Here is a 13,997-nt window from a genome sequence, read left to right as displayed (position 1 = left end):
TGATCCCGCCGCGCGGAAAACTCCTGCCGCACGGGCGAATCCGCACCGCCCCGCAGCACCGCACCGTCCGACCTGGACCGTCCCGGGGGCGCCCGCCGGAGGCATCGCGGGGACGGGTAGAACTGACACGCTCCCGGGTACCCGAGCGCGGGGCCCGAAGGCAACTCACCGACCACGAAGGACGCCAGCATGTCAGAGCAGCCCGGTCAGGCCGGCCCGCCGCCGATCACCGACGAGATGCGGGAACAGGCCCGGCAGACGCCGAACAGCTGGCTCTACATCGTCGACCCCGGCTACCAGGACTCCGGGGAGGACGTGCCGCCGGAAGGCGTGATCGGCGCGTACCACATCGACGCCGACGGCGAGATCGACGAGGACTTCCAGTTCAACGACGAGTACGAGCCGTCGGACGTGTCGATCGAGCTGCCGGAGCCGGTCAACGAGCTGGAACGGGTGCTGCAGCGGATCGCGGGCGGCGAGGCGCCGGAGGACGAGCTGCCGCCCGCCGTGCTGGCCGCCGAGGTGCTGCTCTACGACCCGGAGAACGGCGAGGGCGAACTCGCCGTCTACGCCGCCGAGCTGGACGACGGCAGCCAGCTGGTGCCCGCCTGCACCTCGCAGGAGCGGGTGCCGGAGAGCTGGCCGGGCACCCGCCGCGTCCCCGGCGACGCGCTGCCGCAGCTGCTGGCGGGCCTGGACCTGGGGCTGAACCTGGACGAGACGGTGCGCGCGGTCATCCCGCACAGCACGCTCGTGGACGACTCCGCGAGCTGACGCACCGGCGCGCGGATGGTGGTCGGCAGCCGCGTGGATGCCTAGCCTCGGCGGTGTGAGCAACGATCACCACTCCGGCAAGCCCGGTCGCATCGGCGACTACGCGCTGCTATCCGATCTGCGCACCGCCGCGCTGGTCGGCATCGACGGCTCGGTGGACTGGCTGTGCCTGCCGCGGTTCGACTCGCCGTCCTGCTTCAGCCGGCTGCTCGGCGACGAGCGGGACGGGCATTGGCAGATCGCACCGGCCGGGCCGGTGCGCGAGGTCCGGCGCCGCTACCGGGACAACTCGCTGGTCGTGGAGACCGATTTCCACACCGACGACGGGGTGCTGCGGCTGGTCGACAGCATGCCGCCGCACGAGAAGAACCAGTTCGACCAGCCGTGCCTGGTGCGGATGCTGGAGTGCGTGTCCGGGTCCGTGCAGGTCCGGATGCGCTGGATCGTGCGGTTCGCCTACGGCGACTCGGTGCCGTGGGTGCGGCACGTGCGCCAGACCAGCCCGGAGCACGACGAGTACATCCTGGCGATCGCCGGTCCGCACACCGCCGTGCTGCGCGGCGATCTGCTGCCGCAGCGGGTCGCGCACGAGCGCGCGCACGAGCTGGTGTTCGCGCTCGAAGCCGGGCAGCGCCGGTCGTGGGTGATGCAGTGGTCGCAGGACCACGAGGAAGTCCCGCCGCCGATGGACCCGGTGCAGGAGACCCGGGACAGCGAGGACTTCTGGCAGGAGTGGACCGGCAAGATCAATTACACCGGTCCGCACGCCGGCGCGGTGTACCGGTCGCTGGCCACGCTCAAGGCCCTCACCTACGCGCCCACCGGCGGCATGGTCGCCGCGCCGACCACGTCGCTGCCCGAGACCGCTGGCGGCAGCCGCAACTGGGACTACCGCTACTGCTGGTTGCGGGACGCCACGCTGGTGCTGCTGGCGCTGGACAACTTCGGCTGCTCCGACGAGGCCGAGGCGTGGCGCCGGTGGCTGGTGCGCGCCGTCGCGGGCGACCCCGCGGACGCGCAGATCATGTACGGCGTGGACGGGCAGCGGCACCTGCTGGAATGGGAGGTCGACTGGCTTTCCGGCTACCACGGCGCACAGCCGGTCCGGGTCGGCAACGGGGCGTACCGGCAACTGCAGCTCGACGTCTACGGCGAGGTCATGGACGCGCTGCACCTCGCGCGGGAACGCGGCGTGCGGGAGAACGCCGACACCTGGGCGCTGCAACGGGGCATGATCAAGCACCTGGAAAAGGTCTGGCAGCAGCCGGACAAGGGCCTGTGGGAGGTGCGCGGGCCGGACCGGCACTTCACGCACTCGCGGGTGATGGTCTGGGTCGCGTTCGACCGCGCGGTGCGCGCCGCTGAGGAGGACGGACTGCCGGGTCAGGTGCAGCGCTGGCGCGAGCTGCGGGACGCGGTGCACGCCGAAGTCCTGGAGCACGGCTGGAACGACGAGCTCGGCGCGTTCACCCAGTACTACGGCGGCACCACGCTGGACGCCGCGACGCTGCTGATGCCGTCGGTGGGTTTCCTGCCCGGCTCCGACGAACGGGTGCGGAGCACGATCCGCGCGGTGGAGCGGGAGCTGCGCCACGGCGTGCTGGTGGACCGCTACTCGACCGACGAGGAGGCGAGCTCGGTGGACGGCCTGGCCGGGCGTGAGGGCTCGTTCCTGGCCTGCTCGTTCTGGCTGGTCGACGCGCTGGCGCTGAGCGGGCGCAGGCAGGAGGCCGAGGAGATGTTCGACGAGCTGGTGCAGCTGTCCAACGACGTCGGCCTCTTCGCCGAGGAATACGACGGGCGAACCGGCCTGTTCGCGGGCAACTTCCCGCAGGCGTTCTCCCACCTGGCGCTGGTCAATTCGGCCGCCGTGCTCTACGGCGGGCACACTCGGGGCGAGATGAGCAGGCGAAACGGAGGGGGATCGCGGTGAGGGCGGCGACGGTGGTGCCCGGCAAGCCGGACCTGGCGGCGGTCTCCGAGCTGCCGGACCCCGCTCCGCGGCCGGGCGAGCTGCTGGTGGAGGGCTTGCTGACCGGGGTGTGCGCGACCGACCACGACGTCACGCACTCCTCGCACGGGGCGTTGCCGCCGGGGCAGGACCGGATGGTGCTGTTCCACGAATCCCTCGGCCGCGTGCTGCACGCCCCCGCGATCAGCGGTTTCCGCGAGGGCGACTACGTGGTCGGCGTGGTGCGCAGGCCCGATCCGCGGCCGTGCGAAGCCTGCGCGGCCGGGCAGTGGGACTTCTGCCTCAACGGCGAGTACACCGAGTGCGGCATCAAGCAGCTGGACGGTTTCGGCGCGCAGCGCTGGACCATCGAACCGCGGTTCGCGATCAAGGCGGGCGGCGGGCTCGGCGAGCTCGCCGTGCTGACCGAACCGGCCTCGGTGGTCGCCAAGGCGTGGGAGCAGGCCGAGCTGATCGGCCGCCGCGCCTACTACTACCGGCCGCGGCACGCGCTGATCACCGGCGCGGGCGCGATCGGCCTGCTCGGTGCGCTGCTTGGCGTGCAGCGCGGGCTGGACGTGCACGTGCTGGACCAGGTCACCGACGGGCCGAAGCCGGAGCTGGTGCGTGAGCTCGGCGCCACTTACCACACGACGCTGGACGACCTGGGTTGCGAACCGGACGTGGTGATCGAGGCGACCGGTGCCGGTGAGGTCGTGTTCGACGTGCTGCGCCGCACCGCGCGCAACGCGGTCACCGTGCTCACCGGCATCGCCGGGCACGAGCGGACGCTGCCGGTGCCCGCCGGGGCGATCAACGACGAGCTGGTGCTGGACAACGACGTCGTGGTCGGCAGCGTGAACGCGAACCTGCGGCACTACGAGCAGGCCGTGGGCGCGCTGCGGGACGCCGACCACGGTTGGCTGCGCAAGCTGCTCAGCCGCCGGGTTCCGCTGGGCGACTGGACCGACGTGTTCACCCGGCACGACTCCGACGTCAAGGTCGTCGTCGACCTGCAGGCTTGAGCCCGCCGACACGCCCGCGCACCACCCGATCAACCCACGCTCTGCCGGAGTGAACGGCCTGCTCGCCCAATCTATTCGGACCAGCAGTCCGTTCACTCCATGGCCGATCGCTTCCGGCGGATGACGTCCGCGCGTGTCGGCACCCCGGCAAGCTCCGAGTGCAGCGGTCAGGAGACGTGGTCGGCGATGAAGGCGCGGATGCGCTCGGTGGAACAGGGGCGGGCGAAGAAGAAGCCCTGCCCGGTCTCGCAGCCGATGTCGGCCATCCGCCGCGCCTGCGCGTGCGTCTCCACGCCCTCCGCGGTGACGGTGAGCCCGAGCGTGTGCGCCAGGTCCACCAGCGTGCCGACGATCCGCGCGTCCACCGGGTCGGCCCGCTCCGGATCGCGCAGCCCGGACATGAACGACCCGGCGATCTTGAGCTCGTGCACCGGCAGGTGCCGCAGGTAGGCCAGGTTCGAGTAGCCGGTGCCGAAGTCGTCGATGGCGATCCGCACGCCCATCTTGGCCAGCGTCCCCAGCGCCTCGATCGGCTCGTCGGCGGTGCCCATCACCGCGGACTCGGTCAGTTCGAGCTGCAACCGGCACGGTTCCAGCCCGGTTTCGCGCAGGATCGACTGCACGTCGGAGACCAGGTTCGGGTCGCGGGACTGGCGCACCGCCAGGTTGACGCTGACGAACGGGGCCGGCTCGCCGAACTCCTCGTGCCACTGCTTGGCCTGCCTGCACGCCTGGCGCAGCACCCAGCGGCCCAGCGGCACGATCAGCCCGGTCTCCTCGGCCAGGGCGATGAACCGGTCCGGGCCGAGCCTGCCCAGGTCCGGGTGCCACCAGCGGGCCAGCGCCTCCACCCCGACCACGCCGAACTCGCGCAGGCCCACCAGCGGCTGGTACTCCACGAAGAACTCTTCGCGCTCCAGCGCGGCGGGCATGGTCGCCGAGAGCCGGTACTGGGCGACTTCGGTGGCGTTGCGCTCCGGGTCGAACAGCGCCCACTGGCCCTTGCCCTCGGCCTTGGCCCAGTACAGCGTGACGTCGGCGTCGCGCATCAGCTCCGCGGCGCTCTGGTTCGCGATGCAGCGCTCGACGATGCCGATGCTGGCCGAGACGGACAGCTCGTGGCCGCCGATGCGGATCGGCTCGACCAGCGTGTCCAGGATCTCGTCGGCGATCTCGATGGCCTGCTCGGTGCTGGCCGAGTCCTCGATGAGGATCACGAACTCGTCGCCGCCCATCCGCGCGACCATCCGGTCGGCGCCGTGCACCGACAGCGCCAGCCGTTCGGAGACCGCGACCAGCAGGTCGTCCCCGACGTGGTGGCCGAGGCTGTCGTTGATCACCTTGAACCCGTCGAGGTCCATGTAGCACAGCGCGACCCGGTGCTCGGGCTTGCGATCGCGCATCGCGGCGGTGAGCCGCTCCAGGAACAGCGCCCGGTTCGGCAGCCCGGTCAGCGGGTCGTGCATCGCCTGGTGGCGCAGCCGGTCCTGGAGCATCTTGCGGTCGGTGACGTCCTCGATCATCGCCACCTGGTACAGCGGGAGACCGTCCTCGCCGCGCACCAGCGACATGATCAGTTCGGTCCAGGCGCGGCTGCCGTCCGGGCGGATGAACTGCTTCTCGATGCGGTACTGGTCGCGTTCGCCGCGGACGAGTTCTTCGTAGAGCCGCCAGACGCCCTCGGAGTCGGCCGGGTGCAGCAGGTCGTGCGTGGTCATCCGGCGCAGCTCCTCGGTGGGGCGGCCGAGGATGCGCCGCAGCGAGGAGTTGACCTCCAGGATGCGGCCGTTCATGTCCGCGATGCTGATGCCGATCGCGGCCTCCGCGAAGATCGCGCGGAAGCGGGCTTCGCTGGTGCGCAGCGCCTGCTCCACCGCGTCCCGCGCGTCGAGCACCGCCTGCCGGATGGCTTCCTGCTCGTCGAGCGTGCGCTTGCGCGCGGCGTGCACGAAGCCGGTGCACAGCGAGCTCTGCAGGGCGGACACGCGCTGCCTGCGGCCGGAGTCCTCGGGCAGGTTCAGCTCGGCCAGGAACCGTTCGCCGAGCAGGTCGACGCTGCGCGCCAGGGACTCCGCGCTGGTGAAGTGCACGGCCACCAGGTCGTCGCCCACGACGTGCGCGGGCGCGGGGTCGAACGGCTCGGACAGCAGGGCCGCGACCAGTTCGTCGGTGTAGCCCAGCAACCTGCCCTCGACCTCGGCGCTGGTCATCGGCACGTAGCTGGTGCCCATCAGGGACTGCGCCCAGACCGCAGCGAACCGGCGGCGATCGGTCCTGCTCACCGTCGAGTCCGCCGGTCGAGCGCTCGGCACCGGCGCGGTCCACCCGGTCATGCCCGTGGCGCCCCTCCACTCTCGGTCTTGGTACGGCGAATCCGCCCGGACCTCGTCGGTCATGCGGCGGCCCCTGGTCGTTCGGAGCATACGACCGGCTCCGCCGGGGGGTCGAACAGTCGCCACATCCCCACCCAGGGTAGTCATCCGCGTTGAACCAGCAGGGCAGGTTGGCCCAACGCGCGTGCGCCACCCGGCCGCAGCGAGTCGCGCACGAGCCGATGCTCACTCGTCCGGTGCAGCGCGGGTCGCGGAAAAGATGCGCGCCGTGCGGTCTGCGGTTGAGATGTGGATCGGCGTTGTCCGGATTGCGCCATTGTGGTTGTTTTCCCACCCCGAGCCCGCGTAAGCAGTAAACGCTTCGCGATGGCGATCCCGGTACCGCCGGTGGCGGTCCCACCAGGCGACTACTCCCCGAGAGGTCCTGCTTCGATGACGCATCCGAGTGGACGTGCTCGCAACCGCGGGCTGATCTCCCTACTCTCGATCACCTGGGCCGGTGCTCTGCTGCTCGCCGCGCCCGCGCACGCCGGCAGTTCCCTTACCCGAACGGAGCAGGCGATGAGCTCTGCACAAAACGATCACGCGATGGGCTCGCAGATCCGCAAGCACGAAGGCGGCGGTGAGCAGGCCGCGCCGGAACGCGCGCTGCCGCTGGCCGCGGTCGAGGGCATCGACGTCAGCGGCCACCAGGGCAACGTGGACTGGCCGGCGTACTGGGGCCAGGGCAAGCGGTTCGCGTTCGTCAAGGCGACCGAGGGCACGACCTACCGCAGCCCCTACTTCGCCCAGCAGTACAACGGTTCCTACGACGTCGGCATGATCCGCGGCGCCTACCACTTCGCGCTGCCGGACGTCTCCAGCGGCGCGGAGCAGGCGAACTACTTCGTCGACCACGGCGGCGGCTGGTCGCCCGACGGCAAGACGCTGCCCGGCGCGCTGGACATGGAGTACAACCCGTACGGCGACACCTGCTACGGGCACGACCCGGGGTCGATGACGGCCTGGATCAAGGACTTCAGCGACACCTACTTCGCCCGCACCGGGCGGTATCCGGTGATCTACACCAGCACCAGCTGGTGGAACCAGTGCACCGGCGGGGACTTCGGCGCGACGAGTCCACTGTGGATCGCGCGGTACGCGGACTCGCCCGGTGCGCTGCCCGCGGGCTGGGGCTTCCACACCTTCTGGCAGTACAGCTCGTCGCCGATCGACCAGAACTCGTTCAACGGCGCCTACGAGCAGTTGCAGGCGCTGGCCACCGGCTGAGCCCGGCGGCGCCGGGCCGCGGGCTCGGCACCGCGATTCCGCGAACCGGGCCCGCACCGGCACCGCCGGATGCGATGATCCCCGCGATGGGTGAGGACCGCGCGCGCAACCGCAGGGTGGGCTTGGCTCTCACCATCGCGCTGGCCGTGCTCTCGATGACCGGGGTGAGCACGGCGCTGCTGCTGTACGACCCGCGAGCCACCGGCGCGGACGCGCTGCGCACCGGAGGGCTCGCCGCGGGCTCGATCGTCGCGCTCTACGCGCTGTGGCTCAACGACCGCAGGCGCCGGGTGGAGGAACGCAGGCAGGAGCTGGACCAGCGCCGCCAGGAACTCGACCGGGAGCGCTACGAGCTGGAGCGGCAGCGCCAGGACCTGGAGGACCGCCGCACCGACCACGACCGCGACCGCGCCGACGACGAGCGCTTCGCCCGCGCCGTGGAACTCCTCGGGCACGAGACCGACCAGGTGCGGGTCGGCGCCATGCACGCGCTGGCCGGGCTCGCGCGGACGCGCTCCCAGTACACCCAGACCGTGCTGGACGTGCTGTGCTCCTACCTGCGGCGGCCGTTCGACCATCCGAAGTGGATGGACCCGGAGGAACTCGCCGAATTCGCGGACCTGCCGCCGATCCCGCCGGAGATGGAGCGCGAGCGGCACGCGCGCCAGACCGCGCAGCGGCTGATCATCGAGCTGCTGCCGACCCGGGACGAGCCGGACCCGCCGACCTACGACCTGGACCTGACGCGCGCCTGGCTGGAGCGGTTCAACCTGTCCGACCGCGTGGTGGGGCGCATCGCGGCGTACCGCTGCCGGTTCCGGCACAGCACGAACTTCAGCCGCGCGGTGTTCCGCGGTCACTTGGCGCTGCGGGATTCGGTGTTCCTGGGGCGGATCCGGGCGACGGAGGCGGTCTTCGAGCACGGCTTGCAATTGCGCGGCATCCGCGCGCTGGAGACGTGCGATTTCGACCGGGCGCGGTTCGAGCACGAGGTGGACTGGAAGCGGATGGATTGCGCGGCCAAGTGGTACGTGCGCGGGGCCGAGTTCGGCGCCGGCCTGGACCTGCGGCACGCGCGGTTGCACGGCGGGATCGCGCTGGGGCCGGACGAACCGGCCGGTGCGGTGCTGCTCGACGACTTCCGGGCGGGCACCGGATCCGACCTCCCGGCGTGGGCGACTCCGGAAACCCATGTGCCGCAACAGGAGAGTTCACGTGCGTAAGTTCGGACTGGCCGCGACCATCGCGTTCGCGGTGCTGGCGGTGTTCGGGGTGAGCCTGGCGCTGCTCGTCTTCGATCCCCGTGTCAACGGCGCGGACGCGCTGCGCACCGGTGGTTTCGCCGGGGGTTCGGTCGTCGCGCTGTACGCGCTGTGGCTCAACGACCGCAGGCGACGGGTGGAAGAGAACCGGCAGCTCCAGGAAGGCCGGCAGGTCCGGCTGGATCAGGAGCGGGTCAGCGACGAGCGGTTCGCCCGCGCCGTGGAATTGCTCGGGCACGAGGCCGACCAAGTGCGGGTGGGTGCGTTGCATTCACTGGCCGGGCTGGCGCGCAGCAATCCCGGACTGACGCAAACGGTTCTGGACGTGCTTTGCTCGTACTTGCGGAGACCGTTCCTGCATCCGCGGTATGACGACGGCGAGTGGCAGCGCGACGAACAGCACGAGGCGGAGCGCAAGCTCCAGGTGCGGCGCACTGCGCAGCGCCTGATCGCGACGCTGCTGCCGCAGGCGACCGACACCGCGGCGCCCGCCTACGACCTCGACCTGACCAACGCCAAGCTGGAGTACCTCGACCTGTCCGGGCGGCGCATCGGCACGTTGACGGCTCGGCACGCGCGGATCTTCCGCGACATCAACCTGAGCCGGTGCGAGATCACCGGTCCGGTGTGGTTCACCCGCGTGGTCTTCGCCGACGACGGCAAGTTCCGCTGCAAGGACACCGTTTTCCACGACCGCGCCCAGTTCTCCGGTGTCGAGTTCGGCGGGCCCGCGGCGTTCGACCGCTCCGAATTCCGCGGGCGAGCCCGCTTCGACCAGGCGAAGCTGCACTCGGGCGTGACCTTCGACGGCGCCAGGTTCGCCGGGCCGCTCGAAAGCGACGGCGCCACGGTCGCCGACGCGGACCTGGATTCGCTGCTCGCGTTGACGACGCGCGCCTGCGCCGAGACCGAGTAGGTCGGGCCCGCGGCTGCGTCGGTGCGGGCCCGGCACCGTTCGCGGGCTGCGGTCACTCGGCGCCGCCGAGGGTGATCGGGGGTGGCTGTCAGCGTCGAACCCTTGAGCACCTCGTCGGCTCGCCACGCAGCGGTCGAACCGCTCGACGAGCGGGGCGGACCGCGAAGTGAACGGACCGCTCGTCCCGACGGATCAGGCGAACGGTCCGTTCACTCGGAGCCGAGCGGTCAGCCGAACAGCGCGGGAAGAGTGCCTTCCCAGGCCTCGCGGAGTTCGGCCAGCGGGACGTCGGCGACGTCCTGGATGTCCAGTGTGGACACACCGGCGTCGGCGACGCCGATCTTCGCGCAGGGCAGGCCGCGGGCCGAGCACATCTCGGTGAACCGCAGCTCCTCGCTGCGCGGCACGGCCACCAGCACGCGGCCCGCGGACTCCGAGAACAGCTGCACGAACGGGTCCGCGTCCTCCGGCAGGACCACGCGGGCACCGCACTCACCGATCAACGCGGTCTCGACCAGCGCCTGCGCCAGGCCGCCGTCGGACAGGTCGTGCGCCGCGGAGATCATGCCGTCGCGGGAACCGGCGAGCAGCACCTCGGCGAGCAGCTTCTCCCGCGCAAGGTCGGGCTGCGGCGGGGTACCGCCGAGGTGGCCGTGCACGACCTTCGCCCACTCCGAGCCGCCGAACTCCTCGCGGGTGTCGCCGAGCAGCAGCAGCGTCTCGCCCTGCTCACCGCCGATTCCGGTGGGGATGCGGCGGGTCACGTCGTCGATCGTGCCGAGCACCCCGACGACCGGCGTGGGCAGGATCGGACGGCTGCCGGTCTGGTTGTAGAAGCTGACGTTGCCGCCGGTGACCGGGATACCGAGTTCCGCGCAGCCGTCCGCGAGCCCGCGCACCGCCTGCTGGAACTGCCACATCACACCCGGGTCCTCGGGCGAGCCGAAGTTCAGGCAGTTCGTCACCGCCATGGGGGTGGCGCCGGTGGTCGCGACGTTGCGGTACGCCTCGGCCAGCGCCAGCTGCGCGCCCGCGTACGGGTCGAGCCGGGCGTAGCGGGCGTTGCAGTCGGTGGCGACCGCGATGCCGCGCCCGGTCTCCTCGTCGACCCGCAGCACTCCGCCGTCCGAAGGCTGCGCCAGCACGGTGTTGCCGCGGACGTAGCGGTCGTACTGGCTGGTGACCCACTCGCGGGAGCACAGGTTCGGCGAGGCGGCCAGCTGCAGCAGCGCCTCCCGCAATTCGTCCGGAGTGGACGGACGCGCGAGGGTGTTCGGGTTGTCCGCGGTGATCAGGTCCTGCTCGGCGGGCCGCTCCACCGGGCGCTCGTAGACCGGACCCTGGTGCGCGACGGTGCGCGGCGGCACGTCCACCACCAGCTCGTCGTGCCAGTAGATCGCCAGGTTCTCGCCGTCGGTGACCTCGCCGATCACCGTGGCGGTCACGTCCCACTTGGCGCACACGTCCATGAACGCGTCCACGCTGGACGGTTCGACGACTGCGCACATGCGTTCCTGGGACTCGCTGGAAAGGACCTCCGCCGGGGTCATGCCCTCCGCGCGCAGCGGCACCCGGTCCAGGTCGACGCGCATCCCGCCGTCCCCGGCCGAGGCCAGTTCCGAAGTGGCGCAGGACAATCCGGCGCCGCCGAGATCCTGGATGCCCACGACCAGCCCGGAGTGGTACAGCTCCAGGCAGCACTCGATCAGCACCTTCTCGGTGAACGGGTCGCCGACCTGCACGCTGGGCAGCTTCTTGCGCCCGGAGCCGGAATCCGCCGAGTCGCCCTCGAAGGTCTCCGAAGCCAGCACGGACACGCCGCCGATGCCGTCCAGCCCGGTGCTCGCGCCGAACAGGATGATCTTGTTGCCGGTGCCGCTGGCGTGCGCCAGGTGCAGGTCCTGGGTCTTCATCACGCCCACGCACATGGCGTTGACCAGCGGATTTCCCGCGTAGGACGAGTCGAACGAGACCTCCCCGCCGATGTTCGGCAGGCCCAGGCAGTTGCCGTAGCCGCCGACCCCGGCGACCACGCCCGGCAGCACCCGGCGGGTGTCGTCCGCATCGGCGGGGCCGAACCGCAGCGGGTCGGCCACCGCGACCGGGCGCGCGCCCATCGCCATGATGTCGCGCACGATGCCGCCGACGCCGGTCGCGGCACCCTGGTACGGCTCCACGTAGGACGGGTGGTTGTGCGACTCGAGCTTGAACGTGACCGCCCAGCCGTCGCCGATGTCCACCACGCCGGCGTTCTCGCCGATGCCCGCCAGCATCTTCGAGCGCATCTCGTCGGTCGTGGTCTCGCCGAAGTACTTCAGGTGCACCTTGGAGGACTTGTAGGAGCAGTGCTCGCTCCACATCACCGAGTACATCGCCAGCTCGGCCTCGGTGGGGCGGCGGCCCAGGATCTCGCGGATCCGCTCGTACTCGTCGTCCTTGAGTCCCAGCTCGCGGTGCGGCTGCGGAGTGTCCGGAGTGGACTCCGCGGCGAGCACGGTGTCCAGCGCGGCGGCCTTCGCGGCGGGGACCTCCGCAGCGGGGGCGTCCTCGGAGAACCGCTCACCGGTGCCGGTCTCGGTCGTCGGGCCGCCTGCCACGGCGTGGGTGCCCGAACCGCTAGCGGTCACGTCTTCGGGATCGTTCGTCACGCTGCCACCAGTGCGTCGAGAGCGGACAGGAACATGCCGAGCCCGTCGTCGGTAGGCCCGGTCAGCGGGTCGATGGCGTGCTCGGGGTGCGGCATCAGGCCGGCCACCCGGCCGCGCGCGTCGGTGATCCCGGCGATCTCGCGCAGCGAACCGTTCGGGTTGTCCTCGACGTAGCGCAGCAGCACGCGGCCTTCGCCTTCGAGCTCGTCGAGCACGGACTCGTCGGCCATGTAGGCGCCCTCACCGGACTTCAGCGGCACCAGCAGCTCTGCGCCCGCGTCGTAGCGGGTGGTCCAGGCCGAGGTGTTGTTCTCCACCTTGAGCCACTGGTCGCGGCACACGAAGTGCAGCGCGCAGTTGCGGGTCAGCGCGCCCGGCAGCAGGCCGGCCTCGCAGAGGATCTGGAAGCCGTTGCAGATGCCCAGCACCGGCATCCCCTGCCCGGCGGCGCGCACCACCTCGCCCATCACGGGGGCGAACTTCGCGATCGCGCCGCAGCGCAGGTAGTCGCCGTAGGAGAACCCGCCGGGCACGATCACCGCGTCCACGCCGCGCAGGTCGGCATCGGCGTGCCAGAGCGCGACCGCCTCGGCGCCCGCGCGGCGCACGGCGCGCTGCGCGTCCACGTCGTCGAGGGTGCCGGGGAAGGTGATGACACCGATCTTCGCGCTCATGACTCCACCCGCCGAACCGTCCAGTCCTCGATCACCGGGTTCGCCAGGAACGTCTCGGCGATCTTGGCGAGGGTGGCGTCGTCGACGTCGTCGGCGACCTGAAGCTCGAACCGCTTCCCCTGGCGGACTTCCGAAACGCCCTCGAAACCGAGCCGGGGCAGCGCATTGGCCACCGCCTGACCCTGCGGGTCGAGGATCTCCTGCTTGGGCATGACGTCGACGACGACTCGGGCCACGGGCGATGCTCCCCCGGTTCGTGCAGATCCACCTGCTCGGTGCCGAGCCCCGGTGGATGTCCAGCAGTACTTCCAAAGGGTAACTGAGCTGCGAGTTCACCCGTCCGGACAGGGGCGGCGAGTGCGCTGTGGAACACACCGGTCGCGGCGGAGCGGCTCACCGGCGTCGCGGCGATACCGGTTTCGCGGGCCCGAGAGGGTTCCGCGGCGGGGCCTGTGCCACTCTGCCGGTACCTGTCGCCGCCGTGATCGAGGACCGACCAGCGCGCATGAGCAACACTGCCTTCGAGCCCACTCCGGCTGCTGAACCGTCGGCGAAGACCACGGCATCCCTGCGCCTCGCGCGGACCGTCACCGAGATCTTCGCGCCATGGGTGCTGATCACGCTGTTGCCGATCGGAGTGGCGTGGCAGGCCACCGGCTACCGCTGGTGGCCAGCGCTGGGATGGGGAGTGCTGGTGGCGGCCACCAGCGCGTTGATCCCGCAGGCGGTGATGACGGTCGGTGCCGCGCGGGGACGGTGGGACGGGCACCACGTGCGCGACCGCGCCGGGCGGCTGATCCCGTTCATCGCATTGATCGGCTCGGGCACGATCGGACTGGTGCTGCTGGTGACCGGTGGGGCACCGCGGGCGATGACCGCGCTGGACGCCGGAATGCTCGCGCTGGTGATCGTCGCCGGGGCGATCACCACCAAGTGGAAGATCTCGATGCACGCCGCGGCCGGCGGCGGCGCCACGGTCGTGCTGGCGCTGTTCTACGGACCTGCGTGGTGGCTGCTGGGCCTGGTCACGGCCGGGATCGGCTGGTCGCGGGTACGACTGGGGGACCACACGACAGCCCAGGTCGTCGCGGGCGCGCTGGCGGGAGCGTTGATCATCGGCGGTGGTTTCGCGGTCCTGGCCTGAG

11 protein-coding genes are annotated in these 13,997 nt (G+C 71.2%); 7 read left to right on the top strand and 4 right to left on the bottom strand.

The features are described from left to right. Positions 1 to 189 precede the first annotated feature (189 nt). Genes V1457_RS08690 through V1457_RS08680 form a run of 3 tightly spaced genes read left to right on the top strand, consistent with a single transcriptional unit; the run spans position 190 to position 3,750 of the window. A complete protein-coding gene (locus tag V1457_RS08690; protein WP_338602271.1) occupies positions 190 to 774 on the top strand; it encodes a type VII secretion system-associated protein in 585 nt (194 codons plus the stop codon). Positions 775 to 829: 55 nt separating this feature from the next. Then, entirely contained in the window at positions 830 to 2,707 is a 1,878-nt protein-coding gene (locus V1457_RS08685) for a glycoside hydrolase family 15 protein (protein WP_338602268.1), read from the top strand. Next, complete coding sequence (locus V1457_RS08680; protein WP_200068799.1) at positions 2,704 to 3,750, top strand: glucose 1-dehydrogenase; 1,047 nt, start codon at positions 2,704 to 2,706, stop codon at positions 3,748 to 3,750. Before V1457_RS08685 ends, V1457_RS08680 begins: the two co-directional genes overlap by 4 nt. Before the next feature lie 167 nt (positions 3,751 to 3,917). On the opposite strand, the gene V1457_RS08675 is transcribed toward V1457_RS08680, so the two are convergent. Then, on the bottom strand, positions 3,918 to 6,032 hold the full coding sequence (locus tag V1457_RS08675) for an EAL domain-containing protein (protein ID WP_338602263.1): 2,115 nt from the start codon (positions 6,030 to 6,032) through the stop codon (positions 3,918 to 3,920). 612 nt (positions 6,033 to 6,644) lie between these two features. Here V1457_RS08675 and V1457_RS08670 point away from each other — a divergent pair. The 3 genes from V1457_RS08670 (at position 6,645) to V1457_RS08660 (ending at position 9,530) form a co-directional block, all read left to right on the top strand. Further along, positions 6,645 to 7,352 (top strand): lysozyme, encoded by a 708-nt coding sequence (locus tag V1457_RS08670; protein WP_200068798.1) that lies wholly within the window; start codon positions 6,645 to 6,647, stop codon positions 7,350 to 7,352. Between the two features lie 86 nt (positions 7,353 to 7,438). Then, positions 7,439 to 8,575 (top strand): pentapeptide repeat-containing protein, encoded by a 1,137-nt coding sequence (locus V1457_RS08665; protein ID WP_338602258.1) that lies wholly within the window; start codon positions 7,439 to 7,441, stop codon positions 8,573 to 8,575. Beyond that, entirely contained in the window at positions 8,568 to 9,530 is a 963-nt protein-coding gene (locus V1457_RS08660; RefSeq protein WP_407074758.1) for a pentapeptide repeat-containing protein, read from the top strand. Before V1457_RS08665 ends, V1457_RS08660 begins: the two co-directional genes overlap by 8 nt. A 227-nt stretch (positions 9,531 to 9,757) precedes the next feature. On the opposite strand, the gene purL is transcribed toward V1457_RS08660, so the two are convergent. The 3 genes from purL to purS form a co-directional block, all read right to left on the bottom strand. Continuing rightward, entirely contained in the window at positions 9,758 to 12,034 is a 2,277-nt protein-coding gene (gene purL, locus V1457_RS08655) for a phosphoribosylformylglycinamidine synthase subunit PurL (RefSeq protein ID WP_338604903.1), read from the bottom strand. A gap of 140 nt (positions 12,035 to 12,174) precedes the next feature. Beyond that, entirely contained in the window at positions 12,175 to 12,852 is a 678-nt protein-coding gene (gene purQ, locus V1457_RS08650) for a phosphoribosylformylglycinamidine synthase subunit PurQ (protein ID WP_200068795.1), read from the bottom strand. After that, a complete protein-coding gene (gene purS / locus V1457_RS08645) occupies positions 12,849 to 13,088 on the bottom strand; it encodes a phosphoribosylformylglycinamidine synthase subunit PurS (RefSeq protein ID WP_200068794.1) in 240 nt (79 codons plus the stop codon). Before purS ends, purQ begins: the two co-directional genes overlap by 4 nt. Before the next feature lie 269 nt (positions 13,089 to 13,357). Between purS and V1457_RS08640 the strand changes: the two genes are divergently transcribed. Continuing rightward, complete coding sequence (locus V1457_RS08640) at positions 13,358 to 13,996, top strand: phosphatase PAP2 family protein (protein ID WP_295143778.1); 639 nt, start codon at positions 13,358 to 13,360, stop codon at positions 13,994 to 13,996. Position 13,997 lies beyond the last annotated feature (1 nt).

The organism is Saccharopolyspora sp. SCSIO 74807, from assembly GCF_037023755.1.
Classification (GTDB): Bacteria; Actinomycetota; Actinomycetes; order Mycobacteriales; family Pseudonocardiaceae; genus Saccharopolyspora_C; species Saccharopolyspora_C galaxeae.
This window is presented reverse-complemented; position numbering and strand designations above follow the sequence as displayed.

Bases quoted from the DNA above. Each gene is read 5' to 3' on its own strand.
- V1457_RS08640 (WP_295143778.1), top strand. From the start codon at position 13,358: ATGAGCAACACTGCCTTCGAGCCCACTCCGGCTGCTGAACCGTCGGCG.
- V1457_RS08690 (WP_338602271.1), top strand. From the start codon at position 190: ATGTCAGAGCAGCCCGGTCAGGCCGGCCCGCCGCCGATCACCGACGAG.
- V1457_RS08665 (WP_338602258.1), top strand. From the start codon at position 7,439: ATGGGTGAGGACCGCGCGCGCAACCGCAGGGTGGGCTTGGCTCTCACC.
- purQ (WP_200068795.1), bottom strand. From the start codon at position 12,852: ATGAGCGCGAAGATCGGTGTCATCACCTTCCCCGGCACCCTCGACGAC.
- V1457_RS08670 (WP_200068798.1), top strand. From the start codon at position 6,645: ATGAGCTCTGCACAAAACGATCACGCGATGGGCTCGCAGATCCGCAAG.